The sequence below is a fragment of the Pseudomonas resinovorans NBRC 106553 genome (genome assembly GCF_000412695.1).
In the GTDB taxonomy this organism is placed as follows: Bacteria; Pseudomonadota; Gammaproteobacteria; order Pseudomonadales; family Pseudomonadaceae; genus Metapseudomonas; species Metapseudomonas resinovorans_A.
The window spans coordinates 5367249-5382940 of record NC_021499.1 but is presented as its reverse complement, the minus strand read 5'-3'; the positions used below and the strand labels follow the sequence as shown (position 1 = coordinate 5382940).

The 15692-nt window shown below is 64.8% G+C and carries 15 protein-coding genes; 10 read left to right on the top strand and 5 right to left on the bottom strand.

Translation table 11 applies throughout. From position 1 onward, the window contains the following. The first annotated feature begins 29 nt into the window (after nucleotides 1–29). Genes PCA10_RS24290 through PCA10_RS24275 form a run of 4 tightly spaced genes read left to right on the top strand, consistent with a single transcriptional unit; the run spans nucleotide 30 to nucleotide 3632 of the window. The gene (locus PCA10_RS24290) at nucleotides 30–929 is read left to right on the top strand and encodes a heme/hemin ABC transporter substrate-binding protein (RefSeq protein ID WP_016494735.1); all 900 of its coding nucleotides are present in this window, start codon (nucleotides 30–32) and stop codon (nucleotides 927–929) included. Further along, the gene (locus PCA10_RS24285; protein WP_016494734.1) at nucleotides 926–1963 is read left to right on the top strand and encodes a FecCD family ABC transporter permease; all 1038 of its coding nucleotides are present in this window, start codon (nucleotides 926–928) and stop codon (nucleotides 1961–1963) included. The genes PCA10_RS24290 and PCA10_RS24285 overlap by 4 nt, the downstream gene beginning before the upstream one ends. After that, nucleotides 1963–2730, top strand: coding sequence for a heme ABC transporter ATP-binding protein (locus PCA10_RS24280; protein ID WP_016494733.1), 768 nt, complete (start codon nucleotides 1963–1965; stop codon nucleotides 2728–2730). Before PCA10_RS24285 ends, PCA10_RS24280 begins: the two co-directional genes overlap by 1 nt. A 17-nt stretch (nucleotides 2731–2747) precedes the next feature. After that, nucleotides 2748–3632 carry a ChaN family lipoprotein gene (locus PCA10_RS24275; RefSeq protein WP_016494732.1) on the top strand — a complete coding sequence of 295 codons (885 nt, stop codon included), beginning with the start codon at nucleotides 2748–2750 and terminating at the stop codon, nucleotides 3630–3632. 278 nt (nucleotides 3633–3910) lie between these two features. Here PCA10_RS24275 and PCA10_RS24270 read toward each other — a convergent pair whose 3' ends face one another. The 3 genes from PCA10_RS24270 to PCA10_RS24260 form a co-directional block, all read right to left on the bottom strand. Continuing rightward, on the bottom strand, nucleotides 3911–4711 hold the full coding sequence (locus tag PCA10_RS24270) for a cyclic nucleotide-binding domain-containing protein (RefSeq protein WP_016494731.1): 801 nt from the start codon (nucleotides 4709–4711) through the stop codon (nucleotides 3911–3913). Nucleotides 4712–4816: 105 nt separating this feature from the next. Then, entirely contained in the window at nucleotides 4817–5089 is a 273-nt protein-coding gene (locus PCA10_RS24265; RefSeq protein ID WP_016494730.1) for a TfoX/Sxy family protein, read from the bottom strand. Nucleotides 5090–5333: 244 nt separating this feature from the next. Then, nucleotides 5334–6893 (bottom strand): bifunctional aminoglycoside phosphotransferase/ATP-binding protein, encoded by a 1560-nt coding sequence (locus PCA10_RS24260; protein ID WP_016494729.1) that lies wholly within the window; start codon nucleotides 6891–6893, stop codon nucleotides 5334–5336. Between the two features lie 115 nt (nucleotides 6894–7008). On the opposite strand from PCA10_RS24260, the gene mrcB reads away from it, so the two are divergent. Genes mrcB through PCA10_RS24245 form a run of 3 tightly spaced genes read left to right on the top strand, consistent with a single transcriptional unit; the run spans nucleotide 7009 to nucleotide 10434 of the window. After that, complete coding sequence (mrcB, locus tag PCA10_RS24255; protein ID WP_041770431.1) at nucleotides 7009–9327, top strand: penicillin-binding protein 1B; 2319 nt, start codon at nucleotides 7009–7011, stop codon at nucleotides 9325–9327. Nucleotides 9328–9343: 16 nt separating this feature from the next. Continuing rightward, nucleotides 9344–10105: a tetratricopeptide repeat protein gene (locus PCA10_RS24250; RefSeq protein WP_016494727.1), complete on the top strand. Its 762-nt coding sequence runs from the start codon at nucleotides 9344–9346 to the stop codon at nucleotides 10103–10105. Continuing rightward, nucleotides 10105–10434: a YqcC family protein gene (locus tag PCA10_RS24245; protein ID WP_016494726.1), complete on the top strand. Its 330-nt coding sequence runs from the start codon at nucleotides 10105–10107 to the stop codon at nucleotides 10432–10434. Before PCA10_RS24250 ends, PCA10_RS24245 begins: the two co-directional genes overlap by 1 nt. A gap of 9 nt (nucleotides 10435–10443) precedes the next feature. Here the strand turns inward: PCA10_RS24245 and PCA10_RS24240 are convergent, their stop codons facing one another. After that, a complete protein-coding gene (locus tag PCA10_RS24240) occupies nucleotides 10444–10920 on the bottom strand; it encodes a DUF4124 domain-containing protein (protein ID WP_016494725.1) in 477 nt (158 codons plus the stop codon). Between the two features lie 408 nt (nucleotides 10921–11328). Here PCA10_RS24240 and PCA10_RS24235 point away from each other — a divergent pair, with 408 nt between their 5' ends. Both PCA10_RS24235 and ilvN read left to right on the top strand, forming a co-directional pair. After that, the gene (locus tag PCA10_RS24235; RefSeq protein WP_041770430.1) at nucleotides 11329–13053 is read left to right on the top strand and encodes an acetolactate synthase 3 large subunit; all 1725 of its coding nucleotides are present in this window, start codon (nucleotides 11329–11331) and stop codon (nucleotides 13051–13053) included. Nucleotide 13054: 1 nt separating this feature from the next. Continuing rightward, nucleotides 13055–13546 (top strand): acetolactate synthase small subunit, encoded by a 492-nt coding sequence (ilvN, locus tag PCA10_RS24230; RefSeq protein WP_016494723.1) that lies wholly within the window; start codon nucleotides 13055–13057, stop codon nucleotides 13544–13546. Nucleotides 13547–13598: 52 nt separating this feature from the next. On the opposite strand, the gene ilvY is transcribed toward ilvN, so the two are convergent. Then, on the bottom strand, nucleotides 13599–14480 hold the full coding sequence (gene ilvY, locus PCA10_RS24225) for an HTH-type transcriptional activator IlvY (protein ID WP_016494722.1): 882 nt from the start codon (nucleotides 14478–14480) through the stop codon (nucleotides 13599–13601). Between the two features lie 125 nt (nucleotides 14481–14605). Here ilvY and ilvC point away from each other — a divergent pair, with 125 nt between their 5' ends. Continuing rightward, nucleotides 14606–15622, top strand: a complete 1017-nt coding sequence (gene ilvC / locus PCA10_RS24220; protein ID WP_016494721.1) for a ketol-acid reductoisomerase — start codon at nucleotides 14606–14608, stop codon at nucleotides 15620–15622. Nucleotides 15623–15692 lie beyond the last annotated feature (70 nt).

Below are 15692 nucleotides of genomic sequence, written 5' to 3'. Positions count from 1 at the left end.
TCCCGCATTCCGCGATGGAGTTGTTTTCGATGCGTCTAGTTGTCGGTCTGGCCAGCCTGTGCGCGGGCATTCTGTTTTCCCATTCGGCCGCCGCCGTCGAGCCCCTTCCCCAGCGTTGGGTCAGTGCCGGCGGTTCGCTCAGCGAATGGGTCGTGGTGTTGGGTGGGCAGGACAAACTGGTGGGTGTGGATACCACCAGCCAGCACCCCGAGTCGTTGAAGGCGTTGCCCAGCGTCGGCTACCAGCGTCAACTCGCGGCCGAAGGCATCCTCTCGCTGCGCCCGGACATCCTGCTGGGCACCGAGGAGATGGGGCCGCCGCCGGTGCTGGCGCAAATCAGCGCGGCCGGCGTGCGGGTCGAGCGCCTGGCGTCCACGGCCGACCTGGCCACCCTGGAGAAGAACCTCACCCTGATCGGCACCTTGCTCGGCGCCGAGGCGCGCGCCAGCAAGGCCATCGCCGACTACCGCCAGCGCCTGCAGCGCCAGGCCGACTGGGTCGCCAAGGTGCAGCGGACTCAGCAGGCGCCCAAGGTGCTGTTCCTGCTCGGCCACTCCGGCAGCAGCCCGCTGGCGGCCGGCAAGGACACCGCGGCCACCTGGCTGATCGAGCGTGCCGGTGGGCGCAACCTGACCGATCACCAAGGCTACAAGGCCATTTCCAACGAAGCCCTGGCGGCCCTGGATCCGGACGTGGTGGTGATCGCCGATCGCCGCCTGGAAGGCGACGCCGCCCGTGAGGCGCTGCTCAAGCAGAACCCCGCGCTGGCCGCGACCCGCGCCGCCCGTGAAGGCCGCTTGCTGAGTGTGGACCCGACCTTGCTGGTGGGCGGGCTTGGTCCGCGCCTGCCCGAGGGCATGGCCGCGTTGGCCCGGGGCTTCTATCCTTCGGCTCCGGCCCTGACCGAGAAAAGCCCGAGCCAGCCATGATCGCGTCCGTTCAATCCCGCCCACTGTTCATTGCATTGGGCGCCCTGCTGTTGCTGGCGCTCTGGCTGTCCCTGGCGCTTGGGCCGGTGAGCCTGCCGCTGGGTGAGACCCTGCGTGCGGCACTGCGTCTGGCCGGGCTGCCGTTCTCCGGCGAAGGCCTGGAACAGGCTGAGCTGATCCTTGGCCAGATCCGCCTGCCGCGTACCCTGCTCGGGTTGGCGGTGGGCGCGGTGCTGGCGCTGTCCGGCGTCGCCATGCAGGGGTTGTTCCGCAACCCGCTGGCCGATCCCGGTCTGGTGGGGGTTTCCAGTGGCGCCGCCTTGGGCGGTGCCGTCGCGATCGTCGGCGGCGCCTCGTTGGGCGGCCTACCGGAAGCCTTCGCGCCCTATCTGTTGTCCATCTGCGCCTTCGCCGGTGGCCTGGGGGTGACCGTGCTGGTCTACCGCCTGGGACGTCGCGACGGCCAGACCAGCGTGGCGACCATGCTGCTTGCCGGCATCGCCCTGACCGCCCTGGCGGGCGCGGTGATCGGCCTATTCACCTATCTGGCCGACGACGCCACCCTGCGCAGCCTGACCTTCTGGAACATGGGCAGCCTCAACGGTGCCAGCTACGCGCGGCTCTGGCCGTTGCTGATCGTCACCCTGGCGGTGGCCGTCTGGTTGCCGCGTCGGGCCAAGGCGCTGAATGCGTTGTTGCTGGGGGAGTCGGAGGCGCGTCACCTGGGCTTCGACATCGAGCGGTTGAAGCGCGAGCTGGTGTTCTGCACCGCCCTCGGCGTGGGGGCGGCGGTGGCGGCGGCGGGGCTGATCGGCTTCATCGGCCTGGTGGTGCCGCATCTGGTGCGCCTGGTTGCCGGTCCGGACCATCGGGTCCTGTTGCCGGCGTCGGCCTTGGCCGGTGCCAGCCTGATGCTGCTGGCCGACCTGGTCGCCCGCCTGGTGATGGCACCGGCGGAACTGCCCATCGGCATTGTCACCGCGCTGATCGGCGCCCCTTTCTTCCTTTACCTGCTGGTGCGAGGTCGCCCCTGATGCTGCGCGTGGAACAACTGGATGTGCTGCGCGGCGGCAAGCAGGTGCTCGCCGGCATCGACCTGGAGTTGCGACCCGGCGAAGTGCTCGGCGTACTAGGCCCCAATGGCGCGGGCAAGAGCACCTTGCTGGGGGCCTTGTGCGGCGAGGTGGCGGCCGCGGCAGGCCGGATCAGTCTGGATGGGCGTGCCCTGGACGACTGGAACGGCCCGCAGCGGGCACGGCGCCTGGCCGTACTGCCGCAGAGTTCGACCCTGAGCTTCGGCTTCCGCGTGGAAGAAGTCGTGGCCATGGGCCGCATGCCCCACGACACCGGCCGCGAGCGGGACGCCGAGGTAGTCGCCGCAGCGCTGGAGGCGGCGGATGCCAGCCACCTGGCCGGGCGCAGCTATCTGGCGCTGTCCGGTGGCGAGCGCCAGCGTGTCCACCTGGCGCGGGTGCTGGCGCAGCTCTGGCCCGGGGATGCCGGGCAGGCCCTGCTGCTGGACGAACCCACCTCCATGCTCGACCCCCTGCACCAGCACACCACCTTGCAGGCGGTGCGCACCTTCGCCGAACGCGGAGTGGCGGTGCTGGTGATCCTGCATGACCTGAACCTGGCTGCGCGTTACTGCGATCGCCTGTTGCTGCTCGCCGATGGCCGACCCCATGTGCTGGGCGCGCCGGAGCAAGTGCTGCAGGCCGAGCCGCTCAAGGCCGTATTCGGCCTGGAGGTGCTGGTGCAGCGCCATCCCGAGCGAGGCCATCCATTGATAGTCGCCCGTTGATCGAACAAGGATTTCCCATGCGTTTTCTTCTTCTTTCCCTCTTCGGCCTGCTGGCCGCCTGCCAGAGCCTGCCGCCACCGCCCGCCTGGCAAAGCCCGGAAGGCCATGACAACCCTGAGCTGGGCGTGATCCGCGACCTGCGCAGTGGCGAACAGCTCACCCCGGCGCAGTTGGTGGAACGACTCGCGGCCGAGCCTCGGGTGCTGGTCGGTGAACAACACGACAATCCGGACCACCATGCCCTGCAGCTCTGGCTGCTGCAGGCACTGGAGGCCCGCCGCAGCCAGGGCAGCCTGCTGCTGGAGATGCTCGAGCCGGTGCAACAGGCCAAGGTGGACGCCGCGCGCAACGGGCCGCTGCCGGCGGACCTGCCTGCGGCATTGGCCTGGCAGAAGAACTGGGACTGGGCGCTCTACGGCCCGATCGTGCGCCACGCGCTGGCCCAGCCATACCCGTTGCTGGCGGCCAACCTCGACCGCAGCGAGATCAAGCGCATCTACATGGAGCGCCCGACGCTGCAAGGCAAGCTGTCCACCACCGAAGCGGTGCGTGGCCCGTTGCTGGAGCAGATCCGCGAGTCCCATTGCGGCATGCTGCCCGAGTCGCAGATGCCGGCGATGCTGGCGGTGCAACAGCAGCGGGACCGGCGCATGGCCGAACGGCTGCTGGCCGCGCCTGCACCGGCCATGCTGTTCGCCGGCGCCTACCATGTGCGCCGCGACCTGGGCGTACCGCTGCACCTGGCGGACCTGGGCAAGGCCGAGGGGAATGTGGTGCTGATCCTGTCCGAAGTGGGCAAGCCGGTGGAGCGGGGTAGCGCTGACTATGTCTGGTACACCGCCGCGCTGGCGCCCATCGATCACTGCGCCGGTATGCGCGAGAAGATGGCGCCTGCGCGCTGAGGCACTGGCGGGCCCGGTGTCCGGGCCCGCTGAATCGCGGGCAAAAAAAGACCCGGCGATTAGCCGGGTCGAAACCGTGATTAGCCTGATGAGGAGATAATCTGAAGAGTCCGACTGCTTGGAATCTCAGCTTACCGGCTGATCTCGCGACCAGTTGTGTGAATAATAACGATTATCATTTTCGAGTCAAGCGTCGGCGCGAATTTTTCTGCGCGGGCTGATCTTTCCTCATCGCAGATACGAAAACCCCGGCCTGGCGCCGGGGTTTTTTGTTGGGTTCAGGTCCTGTCGGGTGACAGCCTGAGCTGGGTGACTTCCTTGTTCAGCAGGTCGATGCGTCGCGCCATGCTCTCGATCAGGCTGTGGGCGATGCGCGGATTGCTCTGCATGAGGCTGAGGAACTGCTCCTTGGGAATCACCATCACGGTGCAGGGCTCGCTGGCGACCACCGTGGCGCTACGGCGCTCCCGGGTGAAGACCGCCATGGCGCCGAAGATCTCGTCCTTCTGCACGTCGCCGACCTTCTGCCCATCGACGTAGGCCTCGGCGTGCCCCTCGATGATGATGAACACGTGGTCGGCCTCGTCGCCCTGATGGATCAGTTCCTCGTCGGCGGCGAAGTGCTGGAATCCGGTGGAGGGACGCACGTCCGGTTGTTTCAGGCGTGCCACGGCGTCCGAGAGCAGGGCGGTGTGGCCGACCAGGTACTGGATGAACAGCTCCTGGCGCTTCTCGTTGCCGTAGATGTGGGAGAACACTTCGCTGCGGTTGAATGGCAGCAGGCTGATGGGCTCGTCGCTGCTGTAGCGGCAGGACGGCAGGTCGATGCCCTGGCGAAGCCCCACCAGGTCGCCTTCCTGCAGGTAGAACAGCGGACGCTCGTCGACAATGGCGTGCAGCAGGCCGTTCTCGATCAGGTACAGCTGGTTGCCTGGCAACTGCGGCGCCAGGTCGTCCACCTGGTCGAGGCGCACTGCGGGGCCGCTGGGTTCCAGCCCGTCGAGCAACTGCCCGGGGATGCTTTGCAGTCTGTTGATCAGCTGATCGGCGTAGGCCGGTTGCTCCCCGAGTAGGTACATGGCAGTAATTCCTTGAACTGACTGGAATGGCGTGACGCACGAAGGTCCCTGAAACAATAGGGTCCTGCGCCTGGCTCGTAAATCTCTCTTGGTGGAGGTTGTGAGCTAGCTCTTGTTGTGGGCGACCGGAGTATCCAGCTGGTGGTTCAGCTCCGCCTTGTGGCCGGGTGTCAGGTCGTTCCAGTGCACATCGAGCAGGGCGCCCTCGATGGCGTACAGCAATACCTTCGAGGCCCTGAACCCACGGGCGCGTACGGCCTTGTAGGCGCCGACCGCACCGAACCGGCGCAGGTCCGAGGCACTGTGTATGCCGACGGCGTGCAGCCATTGGGCCGAGGTCTTGCCGAGGTTCTTCATGTGTTGCAGTTCATCGTTCATCGAGCCTCCTTGCGATGTTCGGGCGCGAGAGGGGCGGGGCTGTGGATAAGTGTAGCGGCCATACAGGTGTGTGGCCTTGTGCTATCGCTCAATCCTCGTGCGTTCCATGCACGGATAACGATCACTGCAGATGCGATAGGGCAGGGCCCTGGAAAGGGTGCCGACTCTGGCTGCACGGTTGAGCCTTGCTCAGCCGGCAGTATAGAAGCCGCGCCGGATGTTGCCCGGCGCGGAGGGGGAGGGCTCAGACGCTCGGCAGGTGTTGGCGGATGTGCTCCACCAGGCCGTCCAGGCTGGCCGCCTGGTCGGTGTCGATGCGCTTGCTCCGGGCCTGCTCGCCGGCATCCAGGGGCTCGCGGGTGGCCAGTTGCGCGCGTACCACTTCCATGGTGGCGTCGGACGGGTCGCCGCCCTGGGCCTGGCGCTGTGCCAGCCAGGCCTCGATCACCGCTTCCGGTGCATGGCAGTCGAGGATCAGGAAGGGGGTTCCGGTCTCTTCCGCCACCTTGCGCGCGGCCTTGCGCTGTTCCTGCTTGAGGAAGGTGGCGTCGATCACCACCGGGAAGCCCGCATGGAGGACCGCAGCCGCCAGCTGGTTCAGGCGTGCATAGGTGGCGGCGCTGGCGTCGGCGTTGTAGATGCCCTCCTGCAACCCTTGCGCAGCCTGTTGCTGTTCGCCGAACAGGCGCTTGCGCTCGACGTCCGAGCGCAGGCGCACACAGCCGAGGGCTTCCACCAGGCGCAGGGCCACCTGGCTCTTGCCCGAGGCGGAGACGCCATGGGTGATGACCAGGAAGGGCGAGGGGATGGCGCTGTAGCTTTCCGCGAGACCGGCATAGTTGCGGTACTGCCGCAGGGTGGCCGCCTTCTGCACCGCGTCGGATTGGTGGGCGAGGCTGAAGAGGGCGATCTTGGCACGTACCAGGGCACGGTAGGCCTTGTAGAAGTTGAGCAGTTCCAGGCCCTCGTAGTCGCCGGTGTGCTCCAGGTACTGGCTGACCAGGCGTCGGGAGAGGGACTTGAGGCCGCGGTCTTCGAGGTCCATGGCGATGAACGCGATGTCGGCGTAGACGTCGGTGAAGCGGAACGGCTCGTTGAACTCGATGCAGTCGAACAGCACCACTTCGCCGTCGATCAGGGTGGCGTTGCCGAGGTGGATGTCGCCGTGGCATTCGCGGATGAAGCCTTGCTGCTTGCGCTTGGCCAGCAGCGGTTCGAGACGCTCATGGCTGCTTTCGGCCCAGGCCTCCAGGGCCTCCAGCTGCTGCAGGTCGGCTTTCTCGCCGATCAGCGGGCGGATCTGCTCGAAGTTCTGCCGTACCGGCATCATCACCGCATCCGCGGTGCCCAGCGGGTGCTCGACGGCAACCTTGGGCGCAGCCAGGTGGAAGCTGGCGATGCGTTCGGCCAGCTCGTCGATATGGGCGGGGGTGAGCTCGCCGCGGGCCTGCACGGCACTGAGCAGGTTTTCCTGGGGGAACTGGCGCATCTTCAGCACATATTCGATGGCCGGGCCTTCTCCGCCGATCTGCGGCGCCTCGTGGCTACCGCTGATCGGGAGCACTTCCAGATAAAGGTCGCGGGTGAGGCGCTGGTTGAGGCGCAGCTCTTCCTCGCAGAAGTGCCGGCGCTGGTCGAGGTCGGTGAAGTCGAGGAAGCCGAAGTTCACTGGCTTCTTCACCTTGTAGACGTAGCTGCCGGTCAGCAGTACCCAGGAGATGTGCGTCTCGATCACCTGGAACCCCTCTACCGGGTGCGGATAGAGAGCGGGGTTCTGCAGGGCGGCTATCAGGGACTGGCTCACGGGCTTTCCTTGTTCTGTCGCAGTAAAAGGTCGGCATTATCGCCTCTGTGGGCCAGGCTGCAAACCGTCAGGGCGCGCCTGTTGGCTGTGGATAAAGTGCGTATAATGCGCCGCCATGACACGTCCCCGATCCCCCAAATCCCGCTCTAAACGCCGTCCCAGCAGCCTTCGCCCCTGGTTGGGCTGGGCCCTCAAGCTAGGCCTGGTCGGCCTGGTGGTGCTGGCCGGCTTCGCCATCTACCTCGATGCCGTGGTCCAGGAGAAGTTCTCCGGCAAGCGCTGGACGGTCCCGGCCAAGGTCTATGCCCGGCCATTGGAACTGTTCGCCGGCCTGAAGCTGTCCAAGGATGACTTCCTCAAGGAACTGGACGCCCTCGGCTACCGCCGCGAGAGCCTGTCCAACGGTCCGGGCGCCGCATCGGTTTCCGGCAACAACGTCGAACTCAACACCCGCGGCTTCCAGTTCTATGAAGGCGCGGAGCCCGCCCAGCGCGTGCGCGTGCGTTTCTCCGGCGATTACGTCGCCGGTCTGACCCAGGCCAACGGCGCCAACCTGGCGGTGGCTCGCCTCGAGCCGTTGCTGATCGGCGGCCTGTATCCCGCGCATCATGAAGACCGCGTGCTGATCAAGCTCGACCAGGTGCCGGCCTATATGGTGGAAACCCTGGTGGCCACGGAGGACCGCGAGTTCTTCAATCACCACGGCGTGTCCCTCAAGTCCATCGCCCGGGCGTTCTGGGTCAACGCGACCGCCGGTGAACTGCGCCAGGGCGGCAGTACCCTAACCCAGCAGTTGGTGAAGAACTTCTACCTGACCAGCGAGCGCAGCATTTCCCGCAAGGCCACCGAAGCCATGATGGCGGTGCTGCTGGAGCTGCACTACGACAAGCGCGAGATCCTCGAGGCTTACCTCAACGAGGTGTTCCTCGGCCAGGACGGCCAGCGCGCCATCCACGGCTTCGGCCTGGCCAGCCAGTATTTCTTCAGCCAGCCCCTGGCGGAGCTGAAGCTGCACCAGATCGCCTTGCTGGTGGGCATGGTCAAGGGACCGTCCTACTACAACCCGCGTCGTTATCCGGAGCGCGCGCTGGAGCGCCGCAACCTGGTGATCGACCTGCTGGCCGAGCAAGGCGTGGTGACGCCCGCGGAAGCCACCGCGGCGAAGCAGCGCCCGCTGGGCGTGACCCAGCGCGGCAGCCTGGCCGACAGCTCCTATCCGGCGTTCCTCGACCTGGTGAAGCGCCAGCTGCGTGAGGACTACCGCGAGGAAGACCTGACCGAAGAAGGCCTGCGCATCTTCACCAGCTTCGACCCCATCCTGCAGTCCAAGGCGGAAACTGCCCTGAACGAAACCCTCAAGCGCCTGGACGGGCGCAAGGGCGTCGACCAGGTGGAAGCGGCCATGGTCGTCAGCAACCCCGAAACCGGCGAGATCCAGGCGCTGATCGGCAGCCGCCAGCCACGCTTCGCCGGCTTCAACCGCGCGGTGGACGCCGTGCGCCCCATCGGCTCGCTGATCAAGCCGGCGATCTACCTGACCGCGCTGGAGCGCCCGAGCCAGTTCACACTGACCAGTTGGGTGGTCGACGAGCCCTTCTCGGTGAAGGGGCAGGACGGCCAGGTATGGCGCCCGCAGAACTATGATCGCCGCGCCCATGGCACCATCCCCCTGTACCAGGGGCTGGCCAACTCCTACAACTTGTCGACTGCCAAGCTGGGGCTGGAACTGGGCGTTCCCAATGTGCTCAAAACACTTGAACGGCTGGGTGTTTCCCGTGAGTGGCCGGCCTATCCCTCGATGCTCCTGGGCGCTGGCGCGCTGAGCCCGATGGAAGTGGCGACCATGTACCAGACCCTGGCCAATGGTGGTTTCAACACGCCGTTGCGGGGTATCCGCAGCGTACTGAACGCCGAGGGTGAGCCGCTCAAGCGCTATCCCTTCCAGATTCAGCAGCGTTTCGATCCGGGTTCCATCTACTTGGTGCAGAACGCCATGCAGCGGGTGATGCGCGAAGGTACCGCGCGTTCGGTGTACAGCCAGTTGCCATCGTCCCTGACCCTGGCGGGCAAGACCGGTACCACCAACGATTCGCGCGATAGCTGGTTCGCCGGCTTCAGCCAGGATCTGCTGGCGGTGGTATGGCTGGGGCGCGACGACAACGGCAAGACGCCGCTGACCGGAGCCACCGGCGCGCTGCAGGTCTGGACGAGCTTCATGCGCAAGGCCGAGCCACTGCCGCTGGACATGCCGATGCCGGACAACGTGATACAAGCCTGGATTGACCCGCACAGTGGCCAGGGATCTGACCCGAGCTGCTCCGGAGCGGTCCAGATGCCCTACATTCGTGGCAGCGAACCCGCCCCCGGCTCGCCTTGCGGCCTGGGCGCACCCGTGGACTCGGTAATGGACTGGGTTCGCGGTTGGACGCAATGAACCGAGAGGAACAAACGTGAGTAAAGCCTGGATTCCCGCCCTTGCTGCAGCCGCCCTCCTGGCCGGCTGCTCCACCCCGCAGCGTGGCGCCATTCCCGTGGTCGATTCCGGCGCGCCCCTGTCCGAACTGGAACAGGGTAACTCCGGCGGTGGCTACAATCGGGCGCCCGCCGCGCCGCGCAGTGTGCCCGCCGACTCCGGTGTGGTGGTCATGGTGCCCGGCGCCAGTTCCGGTGCGCCGATTGCCGCGCCGGCTTCCAGCGCGCCCATCAGCGGCAGCATCACCAGTGGCGGTATCACGCCCGGCCCCATTACCAGCGGCCCGGCGACCAGCGCACCCACGGCTCCTGCCTATGGTGCGCCCAGCTACGGCTCGCCGAGCTATAGCGCGCCGGCCCCCGTCGCCCCGAGCGGCATTCCCAGCACCAGTGGCGGCCTGGCTGCCGACGAGCAGCTCGATGGTCCGGTGCTGGCGCTGCTGACCACCGCCCAGCAACAGCAGGGTGGCGGCGATCTGAACGGTGCAGCGGCCAGCCTGGAGCGTGCCCAGCGCATCGCGCCGCGCGAGCCGCAGGTGCTCTATCGACTGGCCGAAGTGCGGCTGGCCCAGGGCGATGCGGCCCAGGCCGAGCAATTCGCCCGTCGCGCCATGACCTATGCCAATGGTCGTCCCGCCCTGCAGGCCAGCCTGTGGGAGCTGATCGCGCGTTCTCGCGACACCCAGGGCGATCCGTCCGGCGCCGCGCTTGCGCGTGAGAAAGCCAAGGTCAATCTCTGATGGACCCGCGTTGCATGGACGTGGCCGACCAGCTCCTGCTCATCGAGCGGGAGCTGCGGAGCCTGGGGTGGTGGGACGATGAGGCACCCAGCGCGGAGGCCCTGGCCAGCCAGACTCCCTTCTGCGTGGACACCCTGGCCTTCGAGCAATGGCTGCAGTGGATTTTCCTGCCGCGCATGAAGGTCATCATCGAGAATGACCTTGAGCTGCCGCATGCCTCCGGCATTCGTGCCATGGCTGAAGAGGTCTACCGGGAACGGCAGACCGAAGCGAGCCGGCTGCTCGACGCACTGGGCGCCTTCGACCGACTGATAGGCGGGGCGAACTGAGGCTGGGCCTCAGTTGCAGTTGTCACCGATCGCCTTCTCGGCTTCCTTGATCCGGGACTGGCGCTCTTCCTCGGTCAGGCGACGCACTTCCCCTTCCACCTCTGCGCGCAGACGCGGGTTGTTCTGCAGCTGCGCGAGATTGGTGCGGATGTTTTCGCAGTACTTGCGGCGCTCGGCTTCCTGGCTGGCAACGTCCGCCTTCACCTTCTTGTCGATCGCCTTCTGGTCGCCCACCGGCTTTTCTTCCGGCAGCGGTTCGGCGGGTTGCGCCTGCTCCTGGGGCTGAGCCAGTTCGTTGCTGAGAGACTGCAGATCCGGGCGTGACTGGGGCACCGACGTGTTCACGCTGGTGGCTTGCTGGCCGTCGGGCGGCTGCGCGCCAAAGTGGGTAACGCCCTGGGCGTCCACCCACTTGTAGACCTGGCCGGCCATGGCGGAGGCGCTCAGGGCCAGCAGCAGGCTGCCGGCGAGAATCATGCGCTGCATGCGATTTCCTTCTGATTGCGAGAATCCTGGCGTAACTATAACCAAAAGCCGCAGACCTTGATCCTGCGACGCATCACAGCAATCAACGCAATATTCCGCAACTCATTACTTGACTTGTACCGCACTAATCCGAAGAATCCAGGGTTCGCTGTTCCAGTGGGCCGGCCGCAAGTCGGAAGCTGTAGCAGTCGATGAGGTGCATACCCGCGCCGACCTGTCTCCCCCGCAACGCGTTACCTCGCGCTGGGTGGGAAAGCCCCGCAACAACTCTCAGGGGCCGACCCAATGCTTGTTCAGTCAGTAGCTGACGTAGTCGGCGACCACCAGTCGCTCACGCGCTGATTGCAGGCAAACCTATTCAGGCTGTCCGGTCGCGGGCGGTTATCTGGCGTTCTAGAGGTGAAAAACGTGGAGCTCTTATCTGGCGCTGAAATGGTCGTCCGCTCGCTGCGTGACGAAGGCGTTAAGTACATCTATGGGTACCCGGGTGGTGCCCTCCTGCACATTTACGATGCCCTGTTCAAAGAGAGCGACGTGACCCATGTCCTGGTCCGTCATGAGCAGGCCGCTACCCATATGGCTGACGGCTACGCCCGCGCCACCGGCAAGCCCGGCGTGGTCTTGGTGACCTCCGGCCCCGGTGCGACCAACGCCATCACCGGCATCGCCACCGCCTACATGGACTCCATTCCGATGGTGATCCTGTCTGGCCAGGTGCCGAGCAACATGGTCGGTACCGACGCCTTCCAGGAAACCGACATGGTCGGTATTTCCCGCCCGATCGTGAAGCACAGCTTCATCATCAAGCATCCCTCGGAAATCCCCGAGGTGATCAAGAAGGCGTTCTACATTGCCCAGTCCGGCCGTCCCGGCCCGGTTGTCGTCGACATTCCGAAGGACATGGGCGATCCGACCCAGAAGTTCGAATACAGCTACCCGAAGAAGGTCAAGCTGCGCTCCTACAGCCCCGCGGTCCGTGGCCACTCCGGCCAGATCCGCAAGGCCGCCGAGATGCTGCTGGCCGCCAAGCGCCCGATCATGTACGCCGGTGGCGGCGTGATCATGGGCAACGCTTCCGAGCAGCTCACCGAGCTGGCGAAGATGCTCAACCTGCCGGTCACCAACACCCTGATGGGGTTGGGCGCCTTCCCGGGTACCGACCGCCAGTTCGTCGGCATGCTCGGCATGCACGGCAGCTACACCGCCAACCTGGCCATGCACCACGCTGACGTGATCCTGGCCGTGGGCGCGCGTTTCGATGACCGCGTCATCAACGGTGCCGCCAAGTTCTGCCCGAACGCCAAGATCATCCATATCGACATCGACCCGGCGTCGATCTCCAAGACCATCAAGGCCGACATCCCGATCGTTGGCCCGGTGGACAGCGTGCTGACCGAGATGGTCGCCATCCTCAAGGAAATCGGCGAGACCCCGAACAAGGAAACCGTCGCCGCCTGGTGGAAGCAGATGGACGAGTGGCGTGCCGGTGGTGACCTGTTCCCCTATGACAAGGGTGACGGCAGCATCATCAAGCCGCAGACCGTGATCGAAACCCTCTGGGAAGTGACCAAGGGCGATGCCTACGTCACCTCCGACGTGGGTCAGCACCAGATGTTCGCGGCGCAGTACTACCGCTTCAACAAGCCCAATCGCTGGATCAACTCCGGTGGCCTGGGCACCATGGGCTTCGGTTTCCCGGCGGCCATGGGCATCAAGTTGAGCTTCCCGGAAACCGACGTCGCCTGCGTGACCGGTGAAGGCAGTATCCAGATGAACATCCAGGAGCTGTCCACCTGCCTGCAGTACGACCTGCCGGTGAAGATCATCAACCTGAACAACGGTGCGCTGGGCATGGTCCGCCAATGGCAGGACATGCAGTACAACAGCCGTTACTCGCACTCCTACATGGAATCGCTGCCTGACTTCGTCAAGCTGGCCGAGGCCTATGGCCACGTCGGCATTCGCGTGACCGATCCGAAGGATCTGAAGGCGAAGATGGAAGAGGCGTTCTCCCTGAAGAACCGTCTGGTGTTCCTCGACATCCAGGTGGACTCCAGCGAGCACGTCTACCCGATGCAGATTCGCGATGGCGCCATGCGCGACATGTGGCTGAGCAAGACGGAGCGTACCTGACATGCGACACATCATTTCCCTGCTGCTGGAAAACGAGCCGGGCGCGCTGTCCCGTGTGGTCGGCCTGTTCTCCCAGCGCAACTACAACATCGAAAGCCTGACCGTGGCTCCGACCGAAGACCCGACCCTGTCGCGTCTGACCCTGACCACCGTTGGCCACGATGAAGTGATCGAACAGATCACCAAGAACCTCAACAAGCTGATCGAAGTGGTCAAGCTGGTGAACCTCTCGGAGAGTGCTCACATCGAGCGCGAACTGATGCTGGTCAAGGTCAAGGCCACAGGCGCCCAGCGCGCCGAGGTCAAGCGCACCACCGACATCTTCCGCGGCCAGATCGTCGACGTGACGTCCAGCGTCTACACGATCCAGCTGGCGGGGACCAGCGACAAGCTGGACAGCTTCATCCAGGCCGTCGGCACCAGCTCGATCCTGGAAACCGTACGCAGTGGCGTCACCGGGATTTCCCGTGGCGACAAAGTACTGACCATCTGATCGTGGTCATTAAAAAACCCCGCCTGGTGCGGGGTTTTTTATTGCCCGGACTTTACTGGCGGCGATTCCAGAAGGCTGTGATCAGTGGGTCCTTGAGGCGTTTTTCCAAGGCGAACAGGCCGATGTCGTAGGCGGCCAATGGCGGCTGGATATCGTAGATGCAGATGCGCTCGGTCAGGGGGCTGTTGTCGAGCACGATCTGCGGAACCACGCCGATTCCGAATCCCAGGCTCACCATGCTGACGATGGCCTCGTTGCCGCTCACCTGGGCATATATGCGCGGCTTGATGCCGTGGCTTTTCAGCCAGCGGTCGGTCCGGGTCCGGGCCAGGCCTTCTTCCGAGAGAATCATCGGCACGTCCTTCCAGCTTTGCGCCGTGGGCTCCTTCAGTTGTTCCGCTGTCAGCAGCTGAGGTGACCGTGGGCCGATGAAGCGCAGCTCCGAGCGGGTGATCGACTGGAAGTCGACGCCGGCCGGCAGGTTGTCGGGGCGGGCGCCGATGGCGAGATCCTCCAGTCCTTGCTGCACCCGCTCGACGGCCTTTGCGGGGTCGCCGGTGTGCAGCTTCATTTCGATGCGCGGGTAGTCCTGGCGGAAGCTGCTCAGGATGTCGTAGAGGAAGCTGTAGCTCGCCGTTACCGAGCAATACAGGGAGAGCTCGCCGTGCAGGTCCAATTGGTCCTGCATGAGTCGTTGGCGGATGGCATGCCAGCCGCTCAAGACCTCGCTCGCGTATTCGCGGAACTGCTGGCCCTCGCGGGTCAACTGAACCGAGCGACTGTCACGTACGAACAAGGGTGCGCCAAGTTCGTCCTCGAGCTGCTTGATGCTGCGGCTGAGCGCCGAGGGGCTGACATGCTGCTCGCGGCTGGTCTTGCCGAAGTGCAGGTTGTCTGCCAGGGAAAGAAAGAGCCTGAGGGAATGGTTGTCCATGATCGTTTCGATTGTCGGCACGTTGCGTTGCGAATATATCATTTTACGCAATGGATCGGATCGCTTAATGTGTCCATGTCGCGGTGCTAGCACCCCATCCCATTCGCTATAAAAGAGTCAGTGACATGAAAGTTTATTACGACAAAGACTGTGACCTCTCGATCATCCAGGGCAAGAAAGTAGCCATCATCGGTTACGGCTCCCAGGGCCACGCTCACGCGTGCAACCTGAAAGATTCCGGTGTCGACGTGACTGTTGGTCTGCGTCCTGGCTCCGCCACCGTCGCCAAGGCCCAGGCCCATGGCCTGACCGTCAAGAGCGTTCCGGAAGCCGTTGCCGCCGCCGACCTGGTGATGATCCTGACTCCGGACGAGTTCCAGTCCAAGCTGTACAAGGAAGAAGTCGAGCCGAATCTGAAGAAGGGTGCCACCCTGGCCTTCGCCCACGGCTTCGCCATCCACTACAACCAGGTCGTTCCGCGCGCTGACCTCGACGTGATCATGATCGCGCCGAAGGCCCCGGGCCACACCGTTCGCTCCGAGTTCGTCAAGGGCGGCGGCATCCCTGACCTGGTCGCCATCTACCAGGACGCTTCCGGCAATGCCAAGAACGTCGCTCTGTCCTACGCCTGCGGCGTTGGCGGCGGCCGTACCGGCATCATTGAAACCACCTTCAAGGACGAGACCGAAACCGACCTGTTCGGCGAGCAGGCCGTTCTGTGCGGCGGTTGCGTCGAGCTGGTGAAAGCCGGTTTCGAAACCCTGGTCGAAGCTGGCTACGCGCCGGAAATGGCCTACTTCGAGTGCCTGCACGAACTGAAGCTGATCGTTGACCTCATGTACGAAGGCGGCATCGCCAACATGAACTACTCGATCTCCAACAACGCCGAGTACGGCGAGTACGTGACCGGCCCGGAGGTCATCAACGCCGAATCCCGCCAGGCCATGCGCAACGCTCTGAAGCGCATCCAGGACGGCGAATACGCCAAGATGTTCATCCAGGAAGGCGCATCGAACTATGCTTCGATGACTGCCTACCGCCGCAACAACGCTGCTCACCCGATCGAGCAGGTTGGCGAGCGTCTGCGCGCGATGATGCCGTGGATCTCCGCCAACAAGATCGTCGACAAGACCAAGAACTAAGGTCTTTTCGATCCAGAAAGAACGCGGCCTCGGCCGCGTTCTTTCGTTATGGCTGCAGGGTTCTGGTATA